The organism is Pseudanabaena cinerea FACHB-1277 (assembly GCF_014696345.1).
Taxonomy (GTDB): domain Bacteria; phylum Cyanobacteriota; class Cyanobacteriia; order Pseudanabaenales; family Pseudanabaenaceae; genus Pseudanabaena; species Pseudanabaena cinerea.
On record NZ_JACJPY010000044.1, the window covers coordinates 16,166 to 35,278 of the forward strand.

General features: G+C 41.5%; 13 protein-coding genes. 5 read left to right on the forward strand and 8 right to left on the reverse strand.

Annotated features, from left to right (window positions below; all coding sequences use genetic code 11):
- Positions 1-19 precede the first annotated feature (19 nt).
- Both H6F44_RS13685 and H6F44_RS13690 read left to right on the forward strand, forming a co-directional pair.
- Entirely contained in the window at positions 20-1,912 is a 1,893-nt protein-coding gene (locus tag H6F44_RS13685) for a tetratricopeptide repeat protein (RefSeq protein ID WP_190351584.1), read from the forward strand.
- Entirely contained in the window at positions 1,902-4,001 is a 2,100-nt protein-coding gene (locus H6F44_RS13690; RefSeq protein WP_199302125.1) for a PAS domain-containing sensor histidine kinase, read from the forward strand. Before H6F44_RS13685 ends, H6F44_RS13690 begins: the two co-directional genes overlap by 11 nt.
- A gap of 9 nt (positions 4,002-4,010) precedes the next feature.
- Here the strand turns inward: H6F44_RS13690 and H6F44_RS13695 are convergent, their stop codons facing one another.
- The 3 genes from H6F44_RS13695 to cysK all read right to left on the reverse strand — a co-directional run bounded on the left by H6F44_RS13695 (position 4,011) and on the right by cysK (position 7,203).
- Positions 4,011-5,039 carry an NAD(P)/FAD-dependent oxidoreductase gene (locus tag H6F44_RS13695; RefSeq protein WP_190351585.1) on the reverse strand — a complete coding sequence of 343 codons (1,029 nt, stop codon included), beginning with the start codon at positions 5,037-5,039 and terminating at the stop codon, positions 4,011-4,013.
- Positions 5,040-5,278: 239 nt separating this feature from the next.
- The gene (locus tag H6F44_RS13700) at positions 5,279-6,151 is read right to left on the reverse strand and encodes an isoaspartyl peptidase/L-asparaginase (RefSeq protein ID WP_190351586.1); all 873 of its coding nucleotides are present in this window, start codon (positions 6,149-6,151) and stop codon (positions 5,279-5,281) included.
- A 98-nt stretch (positions 6,152-6,249) separates the two neighbouring features.
- Entirely contained in the window at positions 6,250-7,203 is a 954-nt protein-coding gene (gene cysK / locus H6F44_RS13705) for a cysteine synthase A (RefSeq protein ID WP_190351587.1), read from the reverse strand.
- 429 nt (positions 7,204-7,632) lie between these two features.
- On the opposite strand from cysK, the gene H6F44_RS13710 reads away from it, so the two are divergent.
- Positions 7,633-8,037 (forward strand): ChuX/HutX family heme-like substrate-binding protein, encoded by a 405-nt coding sequence (locus H6F44_RS13710; protein ID WP_190351588.1) that lies wholly within the window; start codon positions 7,633-7,635, stop codon positions 8,035-8,037.
- Between the two features lie 21 nt (positions 8,038-8,058).
- On the opposite strand, the gene cobS is transcribed toward H6F44_RS13710, so the two are convergent.
- A complete protein-coding gene (gene cobS, locus H6F44_RS13715; protein ID WP_190351589.1) occupies positions 8,059-8,814 on the reverse strand; it encodes an adenosylcobinamide-GDP ribazoletransferase in 756 nt (251 codons plus the stop codon).
- 163 nt (positions 8,815-8,977) lie between these two features.
- Here cobS and H6F44_RS13720 point away from each other — a divergent pair, with 163 nt between their 5' ends.
- Both H6F44_RS13720 and H6F44_RS13725 read left to right on the forward strand, forming a co-directional pair.
- Entirely contained in the window at positions 8,978-11,014 is a 2,037-nt protein-coding gene (locus H6F44_RS13720) for a tetratricopeptide repeat protein (RefSeq protein WP_190351590.1), read from the forward strand.
- 878 nt (positions 11,015-11,892) lie between these two features.
- The gene (locus tag H6F44_RS13725) at positions 11,893-12,546 is read left to right on the forward strand and encodes a hypothetical protein (protein WP_190351591.1); all 654 of its coding nucleotides are present in this window, start codon (positions 11,893-11,895) and stop codon (positions 12,544-12,546) included.
- Positions 12,547-12,658: 112 nt separating this feature from the next.
- Here the strand turns inward: H6F44_RS13725 and H6F44_RS13730 are convergent, their stop codons facing one another.
- The 4 genes from H6F44_RS13730 to H6F44_RS13745 all read right to left on the reverse strand — a co-directional run bounded on the left by H6F44_RS13730 (position 12,659) and on the right by H6F44_RS13745 (position 18,955).
- Positions 12,659-16,120 carry a type I polyketide synthase gene (locus tag H6F44_RS13730; protein WP_190351592.1) on the reverse strand — a complete coding sequence of 1,154 codons (3,462 nt, stop codon included), beginning with the start codon at positions 16,118-16,120 and terminating at the stop codon, positions 12,659-12,661.
- 313 nt (positions 16,121-16,433) lie between these two features.
- Positions 16,434-16,739 (reverse strand): hypothetical protein, encoded by a 306-nt coding sequence (locus H6F44_RS22860; RefSeq protein ID WP_199302127.1) that lies wholly within the window; start codon positions 16,737-16,739, stop codon positions 16,434-16,436.
- Between the two features lie 33 nt (positions 16,740-16,772).
- Positions 16,773-17,996, reverse strand: a complete 1,224-nt coding sequence (locus tag H6F44_RS13740) for a cytochrome P450 (protein ID WP_190351593.1) — start codon at positions 17,994-17,996, stop codon at positions 16,773-16,775.
- A gap of 14 nt (positions 17,997-18,010) precedes the next feature.
- Positions 18,011-18,955, reverse strand: coding sequence for a phosphopantetheine-binding protein (locus H6F44_RS13745; protein WP_190351594.1), 945 nt, complete (start codon positions 18,953-18,955; stop codon positions 18,011-18,013).
- Between the last annotated feature and the right edge of the window lie 158 nt (positions 18,956-19,113).

The window sequence follows — 19,113 nt, forward strand, 5'->3', positions numbered from 1 at the left end:
AGAAATTGAGATAGAAAATATGCAAATGCAAAATGTGGGTGATCTACAATTTAACCCTCAAGAATTATTGCAACAATATCTATCTCAAAATCACGATCAATTATCTCAAAAATTGATTAGTATTCTAGAGCATTTTGAGATGTCTACCTATCTCGAATTGAAGATTGAATCTCAATATTTTGTTAATGCATTCGTAAAGAGTTTTTTATATATATTTACGCAGCCAGATTATTTACTTAGTGATACTTTCGTTAAGAGATTTATTCAATTAAATTTAACGATCTCTAATCTGGTAGCAATATCTGACTTCAAGACCACCGATGCTTATTTAGAACTATTGCAACTACAGCCACAAAATTATGCCAAGATCTTAACCCTATATTCGGCTCGCAATAGTTTTAAACTCGATCGCAAGGCTATTTTTGATGCGAGTCCAGCACTTGCCTGTCTATGGTATTCCCATTATTTAGAGATATATCGTACTGGTCTAGTCAATCGCATTGTTTATCAAAATCTGCGTGAACATCTTATCTATGAAGACGATCGCCTCCAAGACTTTTATCAAATTGATGACCTGTATTTCGGGGCAACCTATATCGATGGCGACAACGATCGCCTATTAAAAAACAGGATCAATCGCTCTATTCAAAATAGTCAACTGGTCAAAAATACTACTATCCGCAATCGCCCACATCCCCGCAAAATTGCCATCATTTCAGGCTTATGGTTTGCCAATCATTCAGTCTATCGAATTCTATCTAGCTGTATCGCTGCCCTCAAGGATGACTATGAATTAACCCTCATTCATATCGGCGATCAACAAATTAACATTGATATCCAGTACTTTCATGAGGTCAAGTATTTAAAACTTGCTAACAATCAATGGGATCTTAGTTTTATTCAAGACAACGAATTTACGGCTATTTACTATCCAGATATTGGAATGCTACCAGAAAGTATTGTGCTATCAAATATGCGAATTGCCCCGATTCAAATTTGCGGATTAGGACATCCCGTTAGTACCTTTGGTAGTGAAATCGATTATTTTATCAGTGGTTCAGAATCAGAAATATTGCGTAACCCTGAAGTAAACTATTCCGAAAGATTGGTATTACTAAATGGTTTAGGGGCAGCAAACAACTATCCTAATTATCAACCACAAACTAATTTAGAAGTCTCAGATAAAATACACACCAATACACTTACGAATACACTTACCAATACAGCCGAGCCAAGATTGATCATTAACTGCCCTTGGTATGCCCAAAAAGTTAATTATCCATTATTGCTATTACTCAAGAAAATTATTCACGACGCCAAAGTCCCACTTATATTTCGTTTCTTTTCGGGCGGTGGACTATTGCGTAAAAATGACTTTCTGCCCTTTGTCAAGGATATCGAGCAGGTATTGGGTGCAGAAAATATTTGTATATATCCCTATAAGTCCTACCCTGAATATATGGCAATCATGGAAGAAGCGACTCTTTGTCTAGACTCGTATCATTTCGGCGGATTTAACGTTATTATTGATGGGCTATATCTTCGCAAACCAACTATATTCTTTGAAGGAAAACGTTGGTATAATCGGGCTGGGGCGAGGTTGGCTAAAAAGCTAGGCTTGGGTGACTTAGTTGCCAAGAGTCCTGCGGAATATACTCAGTTGACCCTGAAATTAATTAATAACCTTGATTTTCGTCAAGAAATACAGGAGCGCATCAATAAAATCGATCTAGATCGGCAAGTATTTCAGGCTGATTTTCAAGTAGATAATAGTAAATGTTTTCATCAGGCAATCAATTTCCTAATTCAAAATCATGAAGCTCTAAAAGCTGAATCTACTGCTCAAGATTCATTAAAAGTCTCATCAAAAAATAATTATAAAAAGCTTATTCGTATCTCCTATGGATCATAATCATAATGTTGAGCAGGCTCTCCGCAAGAGCGAAAATAAACATATTGCTTTGATTAATGCGTTACCCGATCTGATCTTGCGGATGTCTGGTTCAGGTGTTTATTTAGATTTTTTTTATAATGATGGATTTGGGGTTTTAGGAGATCCTAGTTTAATTGGTAAAAGTCTATATGAGAACTACCTATTGCCGTCAACAATAGCCGATATGATGATGCAATATATTGGTAAGGCTCTGCAAACAGGCAGTCTCCAAATCTATGAGCAGGAGTTGCCAATAAATGATGGGTTGCGAGTGGAGGAAGTTCGGATTACAGTCTGTGCTGAGAATGAAGTATTAGTAATTATTCGTGATGTTAGCGATCGCAAACAGGCAGAAATTGCATTAAAGCAAAGCCAAGAACGCCTGAAATCTAGTGAATATTTGCTAAATGCAATGTTCATGCGCTCTCCATTGGCGATCGCGATCACCGATATCACAGGTAAATTTGTCCGCACTAATCCTGAATATCAAAAGATTGTTGGTTATTCAGAAGCAGAACTAGCCAATTTACGATTTACTGATATTACGCTTGCCGATGATGTTGATGAAAATCTACGCCGCCGTGATTTGGTACTTAATAATGAATGTGAGAGCTACCAAATGGAAAAGCGGTTTATTCGCCGCGATGGCAGCACAGTATGGGTGAAGGCTAGCAGTTCTAAAATTGATCAAGATAATGGCGATCCACCTTTTTTTATTGGGGTACTAGAAGATATTAGCGATCGCAAGCAAGCCGAAGCCTCGCTGCAAAGTTTGGTGGAGGGAGCCGCCGCCAAAACTGGGGCAAATTTCTTCCCTGCCCTCGTGGAATATATTGCCAAAGCTCTGAATGTCCGTTTTGTATTTGTGACAAGGGCACTCAAAGATCAACTCAAAATAGAAGTGTCATGGATTGATGGCACGATTAACCCCAGTTCGGTCATTGGCTTGCATACTTCGCCCTGTGCTGTAACCATCCATAAAGGCAGCTTTGAATGTCCCAATCTCACAGAATCTGGTTTTGCGGATAGTGTTGTAGTTAAAAAGTTGGGGGCAGTTTCATATTTCGGGCTGGCAATTACTAAAGCCGATGGTCAAAAAATAGGTAGTATCTGCATTCTTGATGATAAGCCAATAAGGGATATCCCTAGAGCTAATGCCATTTTACGGGTGTTTGCGGCAAGGGTAAGTGCAGAAGTAGAGAGATTTGAAGCTTTAGAATCTCTGCGTGAACTTAATCAGCAACTAGAGTCAAGGGTTGAAGAGCGTACCCAAGCACTGCAATATGCCAATCAACAATTGAGTGTTACTAATGCGGAATTGGCAAGGGCGACAAAATTGAAGGATGAGTTTCTGGCAAATATGAGCCATGAGTTACGCACCCCTCTCAATGCTATTTTGGGAATGTCTGAGGGCTTGCTGTCAGACACATTTGGGGATTTAAATGCAAGACAAAAGAAAGCTTTGGCTTTAATCGAGAACAGTGGCAGACATTTGTTGGAATTGATTAATGATATTTTGGATGTGGCACGAATTGAGTCAGGTAAATTTAGTTTGTCTGTGAGTTCGGTGGGGGTCAGTCAGCTTTGTCAATCAAGTCTTAGTTTCATCAAGCAGATGGCAAGCAAAAAGCAGGTGCGGTTGGAGGTGATTGTGCCATCACATCTGGGGGTGATCGTTGTTGATGATTTGCGAATGCGTCAGGCTTTAATTAATCTTCTAAGTAATGCCGTAAAATTTACGCCGACTGGTGGCAAAATCTGTTTGGATGTGAAGCTAATGCCCATTGACGAAACTAATCTCAGCGCGGTTAGCGATTCATCCCATGCCATTATCTTTGCGATCGCTGATACGGGAATTGGCATTTCGCCTGAGAATATCGATAAATTATTTCAAGCCTTCGTCCAGATCGATAGCAGTTTTACGCGCCAATATGCGGGATCGGGTTTGGGGCTAACGATTGTTAAGCAGATTGCCGAGATGCATGGGGGCTATGTTAGTGTCACTAGCAAGGTGGGGGAGGGAAGTTGTTTCGCGATCGTCCTTCCTTACATTCAAGCCCTGAAATAGAGAAGGGGCTTAAGCGCCTTTTGCCTGTCCCAACAATTCGATCGCTGACTCAGCCGCCGCTAAGCCTGAGTGGTAGGCGGATTCAATATTTTTGCCAGCGCACCAATCTCCTGCACAAACTAATGCTAAAGGGCTAGCGGTGGATAGGCAAGAAACACCTAAAAATTCTTCAGACAGGGCATAACGCCAGCGATGCACCTGCCACCATTCTGGACTGGCTAACCATTTTGCTAATAATTTACCTGCTTGGTTGAGTAGGGGTTTGCCTGCAATTTCTAGATCGGATTCCTCCATGGATTGCTTGGCAAATTCGGCAGTACTCTGCAATACAAAAACTTGCTGGCTGGAGCGATCAGGATGTTTGCTGCTGTCATGACTAATCCAACTCAAAATAGGATCATCAATACAGGCGATCGCTTGCCATGATTCGGGAATTTCATGATTAGGGCTATATCCCGCCATAATCGAGACACTAGGTGCAAACTTTACTGACTGCACGGCTTGCAAAAATGCTGGAGCTGATGCGAGAACATCTTCAAACAATGGTAAAAACTGTGGTGCAGGAATTGTGGAAACGATCGCGCTGGTTTCTAGAATTTCTTGGCGATCGGTAATCAGTTGCCATTTACGATTGGCGTGACTCACTCCGACAATACGAGCATTGTGGATGATGGTCAAGTCACTGGCTAGATATTTAGCGATCGCCGTCATTCCTAGGGGACAGCAATAGCGCTGGTGGCGATGGTTAGCATCGGGCGGTAACAAGCCCTGAGCCGACAATTGATAGACATTGCGCGTCCATTCCTTAATCACCCCTTTATCTTGCAATTTACGGATAAATCTCTCGAAATCATCACTTTTTGCGGAGATTAACTGAGCGCCGTGATCAACCCAAGTGCCTTGCAGCCGCCTTGTTGCCATGCGCCCACCCACGCCTGCCGACTTTTCGACAATGGTGACATCTAGCCCTGCTTGCTTGAGTTGTTGGGCGCAGGTTAAGCCTGCCATGCCTGCGCCGATCACGATTACATCTTTCATGTTTTTTTATGTATGTCTCTTGAAGAGCTTAGCTTATCGGAAAATGGGGTTTCAAGCCCCGTACTTCCAGCAAGGCTTTATATTACAGTAAAGCAAATACCGTAGGGCGCAAGGAAATTCATGCTTGAGAAGCTAGTTGCTAGACGAGGCTTCAAACTAGCTCTAGCAAACTTCTGAGCATCGGCACAAAGCGCCAATGCTCAAACTCGTGATTCGGTATTAACACTTCGGTATTAACACTAAAGTGTATCTTGCATTTTTTCGCCGTCATGGTACGCCGCGAACAATACAGGACAAGTCTTTCCCCAAGCGATCGCCCCAGTGGCATCAAGACAAATTGCGCCAAAATCGCGATCGCGGCTTTTTGCTTCATTAATTGACTTATCGATCGCCTCTTGTAAGCTCATGCCATCGGTGACACGTACCACCACCCTAGTGGCAAAACCCTCATCGAGAATATCTTCGCCCACACCTGTGCAACTAACCCCCGCAAACTTCGTGGCATAGTTGCCCGCAGGGGTTGCTGAGTCGCTGACCCTGCCGATGCGCTCAAAACCTCTGCCGCCTGTCGATGTGCCAGCACAAATACTGCCGTACTGATCAAGAACCACTGCACCGATGGTTCCCATCGCCACATCTGCCATTTTGCGAGTGAAGTTAGTCTTCCGTTCTTCCACCCATTCCGCCAACCGTTCATCGGTAAGGGGATTGTAAATGGGAATACCTAGCTCACGGGCAAGCTCGGCAGAGCCATAATCAGACAGCACGCGATCGGCACTAGACTGTAAATGCTGTGCCATATTAATCGGATTTTTGACCCTCGCGGTATTGATGACACCACTAAAACTCTGGCGATCGCCATCCATAATTGATGCACTCATTCGCACCTGACCATCGGACTGCAACACTGAGCCAGTTCCCGCATTAAAGCGCGGATCATCCTCTAGCATTTGACAAGCCTTCACCACTGCGTCAATTGCCTTCGTGCCATTCAGCAACATCGGATAAACCGTTTCCAATACAGCAAATAGAGATTTACGCACAGGCTCATAGCCGCCCTTGCTCTCAACGGTACTGCCAGCACCGCCATGAATAATAATTTTGGGTTGCATTTTATCTTGTTAATATTTTGTTAATATCTTGTTAATATTTTATTGATATTTCGCTAATGTTTCATTGATATAACTGTGTTTGAAACCCGCAATAGTATCTAACTCAATCCCATCAATTCAGGATCTTGGAATAGGGGCGTACTCAGATAACGCTCACCAAAACTAGGCTGAATCATCACAATCATTTTGCCAGCATTCTCAGGGCGCTTCGCCACCTGCACCGCCGCACAGAGCGCCGCGCCGCTAGAAATTCCTGACAGCAGCCCTTCCTCACGGGCTAATCTACGCCCAAAAGCGATCGCCTGATCATCATTCACACAAATCACTTCATCAATCAAATCTGTCTTAAGAACCTCAGGCACAAACCCCGCACCAATACCTTGGATTTTATGTGGACCTGGGCGACCACCTGACAGCACAGGACTATTGGCAGGCTCCACAGCGATCGCCTTAAAATCTGGTTTCCTGGCCTTGATTACCTCCGCAATCCCTGTAATCGTACCGCCAGTACCCACCCCCGAAATCAAGAAATCAATCTGCCCTTCCGTATCTTCCCAAATTTCCTCGGCTGTAGTTTTGCGGTGAATTGCTGGATTGGAAGGATTGCGAAACTGTTGCAGCATATAGGCATCGGGCGTACTTTCGCTAATTTCCTTAGCGCGACGGATTGCGCCACCCATGCCTTCAGTACCCGCCGTCAGTTCCAAAGTCGCGCCATAGGCTCGCAACATCGAGCGCCTTTCTAAACTCATCGTCTCTGGCATCGTCAAGATTAATTTATAACCCTTAGCCGCCGCCACCATTGCCAGCGCGATCCCCGTATTGCCCGAAGTTGGCTCCACCAAAATTGTCTTATTTGGCGAAATCAAGCCCTGATCCTCCGCCTCTTGAATCATATTCACCCCAATCCGATCCTTGACCGAAGCGGCAGGATTCATACCCTCTAATTTGACAATAATTCGCGCCACACAGCCCTCAGCATGGGGAATGCGCTGCAATTCAACTAAGGGAGTCCGTCCCACTAATTCGGTAATATTCTTGGCGATTTTCATAGCTTGAGTAATTGCTGGTAATTGAGCTTACAGTCAACTTTAGAGCATTTTTGAGGTCTTAGCGACTCCCCACAAATTAAGCGATCGCCACTTTCATTACCCAAAAGCTGCATACACTAACCATTTTCAGCTTTAATATAATTAAGGCGATCGTAAGAAAATTTCACAACTATTAGCTTTTAGCTTTTAGCTATTAGCTTTTAGCTTTTAGCTTTTAGCTTTTAGCTATTAGCTTTTAGCTTTTAGCTTTTAGCTTTTAGCTTTTAGCTTTTAGCTTTTAGGCTTTGCCAGTCTTCCAATCACCAATCACCAATCACCAAAAGCCAACCGCTAATAGCTAATAGCTAATAGCCAATCCCCAAGAACAACAAAAGCTAACCGCTAACCACTAATAGCCAATCCCCAATCCCCAATCCCCAATTACCACCCATGCCCACTTTAAAAGATTTTTTAGAAGAATGTCACACCCTTGGCTTAGTCCGCCTGATCGTCACCAGTGATGCAGGTGTGCTAGAGGCTAGGGTAAATATCGAGAAGCTATTTTACGCGGAACTCCCCAAGGGCAAATATGCCAATATGCACTCCGAGCATATCGAGTTTCACCTAAATATGGACAAAATTACGGATGTCCGCTTTGAAACTGCCGCAGCCAAACGGGGCAATTTCACCACCTACGCTATCCGTTTCCTTGATGCTGATGATAAGCCTCAAATGAGTGCTTTCTTGCAATGGGGTAAGCCAGGCGAATATGCTGAAGGTCAAGTCGAAGCATGGGCTGCACTCAAGGATAAGTACGGCGAAACTTGGAAGCCTGAACCTGTTGAGAAGGTATAAGCCGTCCATGGGCGCAACCATTTAGCCAATTAGCGCGATCGCACATAAACTCAGAGCCTCGCTCCATTCCACGATCGCCCCGTAAGTATCCCCAGTATGTCCGCCAAACTGACGCGCAAACCAAGCTCCTATTCCCCAAGCTAAGCCGCCGCTAATTATAGTTATGGCGATCGCTAGGGGTAATAATTGCCAATACCAACCGATCGCCAAGTTTCCTATTATTAATAAAATCGCGATTAACCACACTTGATAATCGTGCAAACATTCCTGATGGAACTTCCCTTTTCCTATTGCTTTGAGATAGGGGTATTGCATGATTGCCCTTAGTTGCCCCCAACGCGCCCATCCCCAAATGCTGGTAATAATCCAAAATCGATGCTGCAAAATGGCGGCGATCGCTATCACCTTCAGCAATAGAATCACAATGGCGGCGATCGCCCCAAATGCTCCTGCGCGACTATCCGCCATTACCTCAAGGCGGCGCTGGGGATCGTCAACAGCCAAACCATCGGCAGCATCCATCGCCCCATCTAGATGTAATCCGCCTGTGATCCATAGCCCTAGTAAAACCATTAGCAGCGATCGCAAATAGATGAATTCGGCATTGGGTTTAATGATTGTCAATCCATAATCTAGGGTGGAGATCGTCAAGCCAATGAGAATGCCGATGAGAGGTGCATAGAGAGCAATGCCACGAAAATCTAACTGTGCTTTGATTGGTAATGGTAAACAAGTATAAAAAATCAAAGCTGCCTGAAATTTTCGCCAATAGTACATCACTAATTATCCAAGTATTCCACGGGTTCAATTTTACGCCCCAGAAACTAGGGCTATGGGATGGCGAGATAATTTTTTGTGAAAATAACTTCTAGTCTTTTCACTAGCGAGTGCGATAAAATCAGCTAAAGTTAGCTTTACAAGCTGTAGCAAGATAGCCAATATGGTCACAAGAATTTTCCTGTGTAACGAACAGACTGAGCCTGAGATTCGCGATTTTATTCGTGAAGCGATCGCCGATATTTCAGAGGGGGAGCAGTACATCGTTACATGGAACTGTGGCAACATTCAAACGCTCAAGGTGGGCGATCGCGCTTACTTTAAACGCATTGGCAGTGCTAATCAAGGTTACTTTGCATCGGGTACGGTCGTGCCAGCCGATCGCGAATATCAACTGAAACAGCGATCGGCGCGATATCGTGAGCTTAGTGAGGCATACGACATTGACTCACAGTTAAATAATTTTCGGGTATGGGTGGCTTGGGATGCCTGTGTCAGCTTTGATGAACCGCTCCGAACTGACTATTTGCGGCAACTGCCCCACTTCCAAGGAATGCCCCTAGAACCCCAGTCCGATGCAGGTGTATTTCGGGATGAATATGTGAAGATGCTCGATCGCGAGTGGGAGCGTCAAGTCCAGAAAGCGGCAAGGGCAGGGAAAGGCGTTAGTCTAATTGAGGTCTATTATCGCTGGGGGCTAGAGGATATTCAGCAAGGTTTCCCACAGGATGCGCTGGAGTCTTTTCGTCAAGTTTTGAAGCTAAATCCCAATTTTATTAAGGCTTATCTGGGTTTAGGGGATGCCCATGTGAGTTTGAAGGAATATGCCAAGGCGGTGGGCGACTATGGTAAAGCGATCGCCATGCGTCCCGATAAGGCGAGGCTTGCCTATTACAAGCGTGGTGAGATCAACTTTTTGCTGTCCCAGTTGCAGCAGGCTTTGGCAGATTTTCAAGGGGCGATCGCCATCGATCCTAACTACAGCGATGCTCATTTGGCACTGGGCAATACCTATTTCAAGCTCAAAAGTTACGAACAGGCGATCGCTTGCTATGACCGCGTATTAGAGCTAACCCCTGAGCGCGACTTGGCGGCATTTCGCCGTGGACGTTGCCATTACATCCTCAAGGAATATCCTGAAGCGATCCGCGACTTTAGCTATGCGATCGAACTTCAGCCTAGCAATGTCGATGCCTATTACTATCGCGGCTTGACCTATGCTCAGCCCAACATCGCCGATGAAACCCTTGCGGGTGACGATCTACGCAAGGCGATCGTGCTGTATCAAACTCAAGGCAAACCCGACAAAGCCAAGAAAGCTAAGGAAATGCTCGAAACCCTAGCGATCGACTCGCTGCCCAAGGCAAAGCCCAAGAGCAGTTACACGATCGCCCCTGCGGTGGAAGCGGCGGTCAATCTTTTACCTAATAACGATGGAGCGCCCATTGCTGCCCCGATCGCCCTTGGGGTCAGCCTAGATGCGGATGACGATCAAGAAAGTAGCGATTTGATCGTGACTCAGCCCCCTGAAACCATTTCTAACGATCGCGCGATCGCCCAAGCAGAGGTGGCGATGGGTAATCTGACTGAGGCGATCGAAAAGATTGTTGAGGTGGAAAAAATTGTCGAGGTGGAGAGGATTGTTGAAGTTGAAAAACTAGTTGAGGTAGAAAAAATCGTTGAGGTCGAAAAACTAGTTGAGGTGGAGAAGATCGTAGAAGTTGAAAAACTAGTGGATCGCGTGGTCGAAAGGGTCGTGGATCGCGTGGTCGAAAAGCCCATTCCCTTTTCCATCGAAGATCCTAGCACTGCCGAAAAATTGGCGATGATCTCGGTGATGGCGCAATATATGCGTGATGGTTGGATGGTACGATCAGTCGATAAGTCGCAGGTTGGCTACGATCTTGAATGCGCTAGAAACGATCAACAGGAAGCAGTGATCATCAAAAGCTTTACCAGCGATCGCGCCTCCTTTGCCATTTCCGCGATCGAGATTGAGAATGCGCGGAGTAATAAAAACTTTGTACTGTGGATAGTTAGCGGTGCTGCCGAAAATCCTGATATGAAATGTATTCGTGGTCGGGAGCTTTTCGAGCAGTTTGACCTCGATCCCTTAGCCTTTGCCGCTAGGGTCAAGCAGCCCAATGTCCAGCTAGAGCGATCGGCGATCGCTCTAGAAATGCCCCAATTTGAGCAGTAAAAGCGGCGATCGGCAATCTATTCTTGCTGATTTACAAAAGCCAACTACAGCAAAGCTAAATAGCCTATTTACAAGGTTTTGAGTAAAAGCAGTTAAAATGATCTTTAGGTTAACCCTACTAATTTTCAGTACTTGCAATAAGTACAGACTCATTTGAAAAGGGCAACTCAATTTGATTAAGGAGCCAGAGCTGCTATTTTGCCGTAAGGAAAATGAAACCTCCTATAACTTCTCTTTTTCAGAAGGTCTTTTCCTTCTATATCTCTTGTCTGCCTTAATACCCAAATAGATCTTGTTGAAAATAGGGATTGCGTAGGTAAACAAATCCATGCTATAGTTATGCTCAGGAATAGGAACAGAGCTTAGATAAAAGCAGTATGAAAGCCTTTATACTTACTTTACACTTAAATAATTTAGACAAACGGTTGTCTAGACAGTCGCTGTTTTGCAATAGATGTTTGTCAATTTTATTTGACTTTATTTATACTCGATCAAATCTGATTGGGTAAATTTTGCTCTAACGGTACTTCAGCTAATACAAACTCCCTAGGTTCGGTAAGTTCTGCTTCTAGGCTTGTCTTTCTTAGGAAAACATGACTTCATTTAAACTGATGTCGTCCTGATTTATTTGCTTAGGTTTGCACTGCCTAGCTACTTATCTCATAGCCTAACGAAATTCTTTAAACACCTTATCAATTGGGGTGTCTGACTCAGTTGTGTGAGTCACAGATTTAAGTGTTTGTAGCGTGGATATCCTGACTGCTTTTCGGGGGATCTGTCAGTCAATCGGTATCACTACAGAGAAAAAGATTAGTTCTCCATGAGCTTATCTAAAATTATTTGCATTTCTCATTTAATTATTTGTTAATAGAAAAACTATGCTTGCAGATGTTACAGAATCTTTCAATGTGGCAAAATCTTTGGTATCTATAGCTGTACTTAGCTTACTAAACATAGGTCTTCTGTCAGCTAAAGATTGCTCCTATGCCATTGGATTTAATCTATCTAATTCTTCTAGCGCAGATAACAACAACGTTATTTCTACTCCAATTCAGTCGCCTATTCAGGATCTTCCCAAATCTACAGTTAGTCCTGATGCCAAAATATCTTCTTTTGATAAATCCTTAAATTCTCATATTAAAGGATTTGATATCCTTTCACTGAACAATATCTATGTAGCTGAAACCCCAAAGATACTGTCAGTGGATCATAGCAGTCTATTTACCATGCATTATGGGGAGTCAAAAGAACCTAACCATACTTCCTTTGTCTCATTTAAAAATGACATTGCCCCGACAGCAAACTCAAAAACTGGCATCACATATCCCTATAAATTAACAAATGCCAGTTACAACAATTCCAATATTGCTATCTTAGGGGGTGATAGCAGTCTCAGGGTATCAGCACCAAATTTAAACAATGTCAAACTTGATCAGTTTAAGTTTGACCCTTCTGGTGGCTTATTAGTATTGGGTTGCTTGTTTTTGGGCAAACGCTATTTGCGGAAACAAACTAATACAAATCCAAAGTAAAATATACGGTAAACTGTTGGCAGAGTAACTTGTTCTCGATAGTTGCTGTAAATGACTACAGGCTCATTTTTATCAAGATTTTTACTTTGCCCACGGCAATTGTACCAGCCAATCAGGTTAGAAAGTGATCGATTGACTGGGTGATTTTTTTAGCTAACATTTTGGCATAGGTCTTTTCGATAATACTGATATGATTGGCTGAGACATGGATAATTTCTACTTTGCCTTTCAGTAATTGTTCCCAATGTTCTTCTGGAAAATCAACGTCAAAGCCTAAATAACTCTTGGTAGCTCTAAAGAATAGCACTTGCCCCCAATAAGGCTTGGGTCGATACTCTTGAAGATTGGGTATATATTCGTAAACTGTTTCAGGAATATTGATATTTGGAAAATATTTGGAAATCAGGGCTTGGTATCTTATTTTGATTATGATCTTTTTTTGGTTCACATACTCGACAAAACCTAAACGATAGATAGAGTCAACCATTATCCATAGTTTATCAATTAATCTATTAATTAATTTCTGAGGCTTCGGATAAAAGACAATCCTATCTTTGATTAAATAAGTATCAAACATTATCAGCAAAGCTACCTTTTGATTCTGTGCAGTTAGTTGTTGTGCCATCTCGAAAGCTATAGTGCCGCCGAGAGAGTAACCCATCAAAAAGTAAGGACCATCTGGCTGAAGCGATCGCATTTCTTGAATATAGTGAGATGCTAAATCTTCTATTTTGGGATAGGAGATAGGATTACCTGTATTATCCCCCATTCCATAATGTAAACCATAAATAGGTTGATTATCCCCTAAATAATGAGATAGATCCTTATACTTCAGCCAATGAATAGCAAATAGAATAGGGCGAGTGCCTCTAGGTTGAATAGGGACAAGAGAATACCAAGGGAAAATTTCTGCTTCAGATTTTAAAATGTTAGCCAACTTTTCAATCGTTGGAGCCTGAAATATTGTCGATATGGACATATTAATATCAAAATTTAGAGCTATTTCGGATAGCACGCTTACGGATAGAAGAGAGTTGCCACCTAGTTCAAAAAAATTGTCGTGAATGCCTATATAACTAAGTTTTAAAGTTCTTTGCCATATTTGAGTAAGCTGCTTTTCTATTTCATCGCGAGGGGCAACATATTCTCCAGACATATCTTCCGCTATGTGGAACGCTGTAGCTGTGTTAGATTGGCGATCGCCTGATTTTGCTGGCGCTGGACTTATAGAGCTGTCTGAACTTGAATTAATCCAATAGGATTGGCGGTCAAAAGGATAAGTCGGCAGTGAAATTGGATAACAGTTTTTATAATCACCAACTTTAGCCCAATCGACCTTAATTCCCATTAGCCAAAACTTAATTAAATTTGAGAGTAAAGACAGTAAACTAGCATCATTTAAGCTGTCAATTGTGTTATTATCCACACTGGCTGAATTCAGTTTGATTTTATCCAGAAATTTAATCTCATTAGTGCCTAAATCTAGTTGAATATAATTATTTGCTATGAATTGGTTAAATGCTCCTACAAAATTGTTAGCATCTGCATCAAATTCTTGTAGCCATTGATCTTTAGAAATTACTTGGTTTACTTTTATTGTATAACCAGTTATAGGCGAGGTTATTGAAATCTTTGCAGGCTGAAAATTCAAATTTAATTCTTCTAATGTACTCTTTTTAAGAATTAACGAAACTACATCTTCTAAGGTTAAAATCTCAGCTATAGTTGCAGAAACATAATTACCAGTACCATTGCCTATAATGCTTTTAGGCTCAATTCCCCAATATATCCATAGTCGAGCGATCGCATATTCACAAATAAAATTTACAAGATCACAGTAAGAATTATTATTAAGGCTATCTTGCTCGATAAGTTCTAAAAGTGGGCTTCCTGTATGGTATACTAAAACCAAATCACATTCTTGTAAAAAAGAATAGGCATCTATTTGGCTATGATAAAGAGACTTAATAATAGACTTGATTTTACTAGCTTGTCCAGTGCAAACAAAATAAATAGGTGCTGGTTTGCGACGATTAACTTGATCATTCAGTACAGCAGCTAATGGCTCTTTTTGAATAAATGCGTTTAGTTGTGCGCTCAATTGATCTTTTGATTTGGTAATGATCGCGAGACGATGCTTAAAATGCGATCGCCGCGTATTTGCCGTGAAGCAAATGTCATTTAAAGATACCGTAGGCTGTTCTTGTAGAAAAGATTGATAGCGGATGGCTAACTCTTGTAAAGCTGTTGCGGTCTTGGCTGTGAGAGTCAAAACTTTTAAAGGCAAGTCACTCTTAGTAATAGATTTTAATTTAGCTTGAGATGGATATTCCTCTAATACAACATGAGCATTAGTGCCACCAAAGCCAAAGGCACTAACTCCAGCCCGAAGTGGGTATATTTCTTCTGGTAAAGATTCTAATGTTTCTTGAACCTTTAGCCCCAATTTGTTGAAAGGGATTGAAGGATTTGGTTCTTGAAAATGTAGGTTAGGTGGTATCTGACGATGATAAAGAGAAAGAGCCGTCTTGATCAAACCCGCCATTCCCGAAGCAGCTTCTGTATGACCAATATTTGTTTTTACGCAGCCCACTCGACAAGGATTATCTAGATCGCGACCTTTCCCCACAACTGATCCTAAAGCCTTCATTTCTAATGCATCGCCAATAGGTGTTGCCGTGCCATGAGCTTCAATATAATGCACAGAGTTAGGCGCAATTCCTGCTTGCCGATAAGCTTGTTGGAGTAGATCAATCTGGGCTTGCATATTGGGGGCGGTTAAGCCGTTACTGCGACCGTTGTGATTAACGGCACTTCCACGAATCACTGCATAAATGCGATCGCCATCCACTTCAGCCTGCGATAGCAATTTCAAAACTACAACTCCCACTCCTTCTCCCCGCACATATCCATCAGCCTTCGCATCAAAGGATTTGCAACGTCCGTCTGGAGAAAGGATCCCCGCATTGGCAAATCTAGCTGTAACCTCAGGAGATAAGATTATATTTACTCCACAGGCTAAGGCAATAGAATTTTCTCCATTCCGCAAACTTTTGCAAGCATAATCAATAGCCACCAATGAAGATGCACAAGAGGCATTAATACCCATGCTAGAGCCACGAAAATCAAAATAATAGGAAATTCGATTAGCTGACATACCATAATCATTTCCAATCGAGTCTTTAATATCTGGAACATCCTGATGCTGGCTAGCGATTGCATAATAATCATTGGAAGAAATCCCAACAAAAATACCAGCATCCATTCCCGATAAGTTGCCAGGAATTTGTCCCGCGTCTTCCAATGCTTCCCAAGCTACTTCTAATAAAAGTCTATGCTGAGGATCAATTGCGATCGCTTCTTTAGCAGGAATTCCGAAAAATTCGGCATCGAATTGATCTACCTGTTCTAAAAATCCTCCACGCTCATTTGATTGAACCTTAGCAGACCGCTCGCAAGGCAACTGCCCAATAGTATCAATACCTTCACACAATTTATTCCAGTACTCATAAAGATTGGGAGCTTGCGGAAACCGACATCCCATCCCAATAATTGCGATCAATTCTTTACTCATTTTAAATTAAGATTGTCTCTTGCTATTATCAAGATACGAAAGTTAACTGATGCTTTTAAATGAATTATAGGTAAAATCTCAACGATTTAAATACCTATACAGACTTAGAAAATAGCACATTTAAAGTTTTTAATCTTCTTATAGAAGCAGGCTTTTCCCATTCTAGTTTATGATTACCTAAATGAATATCAGGTAAACGTTGGATTAAAGTTTTAATCGCAATTTGAGCTTCCACCTTGGCTAAAAATAATCCTAAGTAATAGTGAATCCCATTACCAAAAGCCAGATTACGATTTCTTCGACTAAAATCAAGCTAATCGGGATTAATAAATTGCTCTGGATCACGATTTGCCGCACCTATGTAAATTGATACTACATCTTTAAGATAGCGATTTTTTTGTTTTAGACGTTCAGGAAGATTATCTACTTGAAATCGTCTATCTTTTAAAATAGCACCAGCATCCGCATAACGGGTAATAACCCAAGTATTGAAGATACTTCTATGAATCGGATCTTCGCGCCGAAGACGCTCATAAGTAGGGTAAGGATCATTCTGAAAATCCTTGTCAAATGCATTAAACAGATTTTTGCTTTTAGTCATAATTTCAATATTATCCAATGCTAGTTATAGTAATTACAGTTATCTAAATTATTAAGAAAGTGAAGGCTCAAACTTGATCGGTAATGATATTAATCGTCTCAACATAATGCTTTTATAATGAGTTATATGTTGAGTATTGAGGGAAATATTAGGTAATCTTTGGATTAGAGCGTTAATCGCAACTTGAGCTTCCAGTTTGCCAAGAAACTGACCTAAACAATGATGAATCCCACCCCCAAATGCAAGACCACGACTACGACGATTGAAATCAAGTCGATCTGGATTCGAGAATATTTCTGGATCTCTATTAGCCGCCCCAAGATAAACGAGTACTGTGTCGCCTTGACAAATAGATTTTCCAGCAATATCCACATTTTCTATAGCCATACGCGCTGCAAACTGAATAGGGCTGTCATAGCGCAAAAATTCTTCTACAGCATTTTTTATTTCATCAGGATTTTGTTTCAAATATTCTAAGCTTTGTGGATCATTTAAAAGAGCAAACATCCCATTACCAACTAGCCCCTTCATTGAATCTTGTGCCGTATCACTTAGCATAATACAGATACTGGCTATCTCATCATCGGTCATTAGACTTTCATTGTTTTTTTTGTTAATCAAATAACTAATTAAACCATTATTTGAATATTGTTTATATTCCGTTATTTTCTTTAAAAAATACTGCTTGTTTTCAATAACTATTTGATTTCGTTTTTGGTAATTCTCCAAAGACATGGGATGCTCAAAAACAACGATGGAATCAGAAGACCAGTTAATTAACTTATCATAATCTTCAACAGGTAATCCTATGATTTTAGAAATAGTTAATGAAGCTAAGGGTGCAACAAAATCGGCAATGATATCCATCTCACCTTTTTGACAAAGATCATCCAATAAATTATCAACAACTGCTTGAATTTCAGAACGCATTGATTCTAGTGCAGATTGAGAAAATAATGGCGCTAAAATTGCCTTAAGATCGGTGTGTTCAGGTGGGTTTAAAAAAAATAACCATTTGTCAAGTGTTTCTGCAAGAGGGTTGAGATTACCATTTTTCAGGTAGCGATTTTTTTGTTTAAGGCGCTCAGGAAGATTATCTATGGCAAAGCGCTTATCTTTCAAAATAGATTCACTTTCAGCATATCGAGTGACAATCCAAGTATCGAAAATGCTTTTGTGAACTGGATCTTCCTGTCGAAGGCGATCGTAGGTAGGATATGGGTTTTGTTGAAACTCTTTATCAAATGGATTGAATAAAATTTTCTTAGGACTCATGATTTCAGAATCTCCTATGTTTTAACTACTTCATCCGCTAAATAAGCCGCTAATCGAGAAATCTTTGGATATTCCCAAAACAAAATCGTCTCCAATTCTAGATTAAGCCAAGCTGATAACTCACCAGTGAGTCCTAACGCTACCGATGAGTCTAAGCCATAGCTAGCAAAAGACTCTTCAGGATCAATTTCTTCAGGATCGAGTCCTAATGAATTGGCTATTTTTGTTGTCAACCAGTTCTCTATAGTTTCTTGATCCACTACACCCTCATGAATAGCCTCGACATCCAATGATAAATCTATATCTACTATATTTTGCCTCCATTCTCCAACGATCGCTAGATCACTTTGCAAAAATTTTTGACGACAAGCATAACGCTGAATTTTGCCACTGGAAGTTTTCGGGATGCTGGCTGGTTTAATCAAAGCGATCGCATAAACTTGTAAATCATGATTCAGAGAGACGGATTCCCGAATGGCAGATACAACCTCCTCGACATTCAAGTTTCTCAAAAATGTACGTTCTATCTCTTGAACGATTACCAATTTTTCTTGATCGTCTACTTCTATGGCAAAAGCTGCCCCACAATCCAAACGTAAGGCTGTATGACTTTGCTGCACAGAATATTCAATATCTTGAGGATAATGATTCCTTCCCCAAATAATAATTAGATCTTTTAGTCGCGATGTAATAAATAATTCACCATTGCTCATAAAGCCAAGATCGCCAGTACGGAGAAACTTTTTATTTCCTGTCTCTACTAGCTCAGCCTGAAATGTTTTTACTGTATTCTCTTCTTGATTCCAATAGCCTTGAGCCACACTAGCACTATGTACCCAAACTTCACCCACCTGATTATCAAGACACTGAGTTAAATTATTAGGATCGACAATCCTGATATCCGTATCTAACCAAGCATGACCACATCCCACAATCTGCTTGCTATTTTTATTGTCCAAATCTACTTCTACAGCACTCCCTCTTTCTAGGGCTTCCAGTTCAGCCTTAAAATAAACGGGAGCATCCCAAGTTTGCGCTAAGTAGAAATACTTAGCGATGGGGAATTATTAAGAAAAGCTGTACGCAAACGTAAGATCTTTGGAACATTGCATGGATT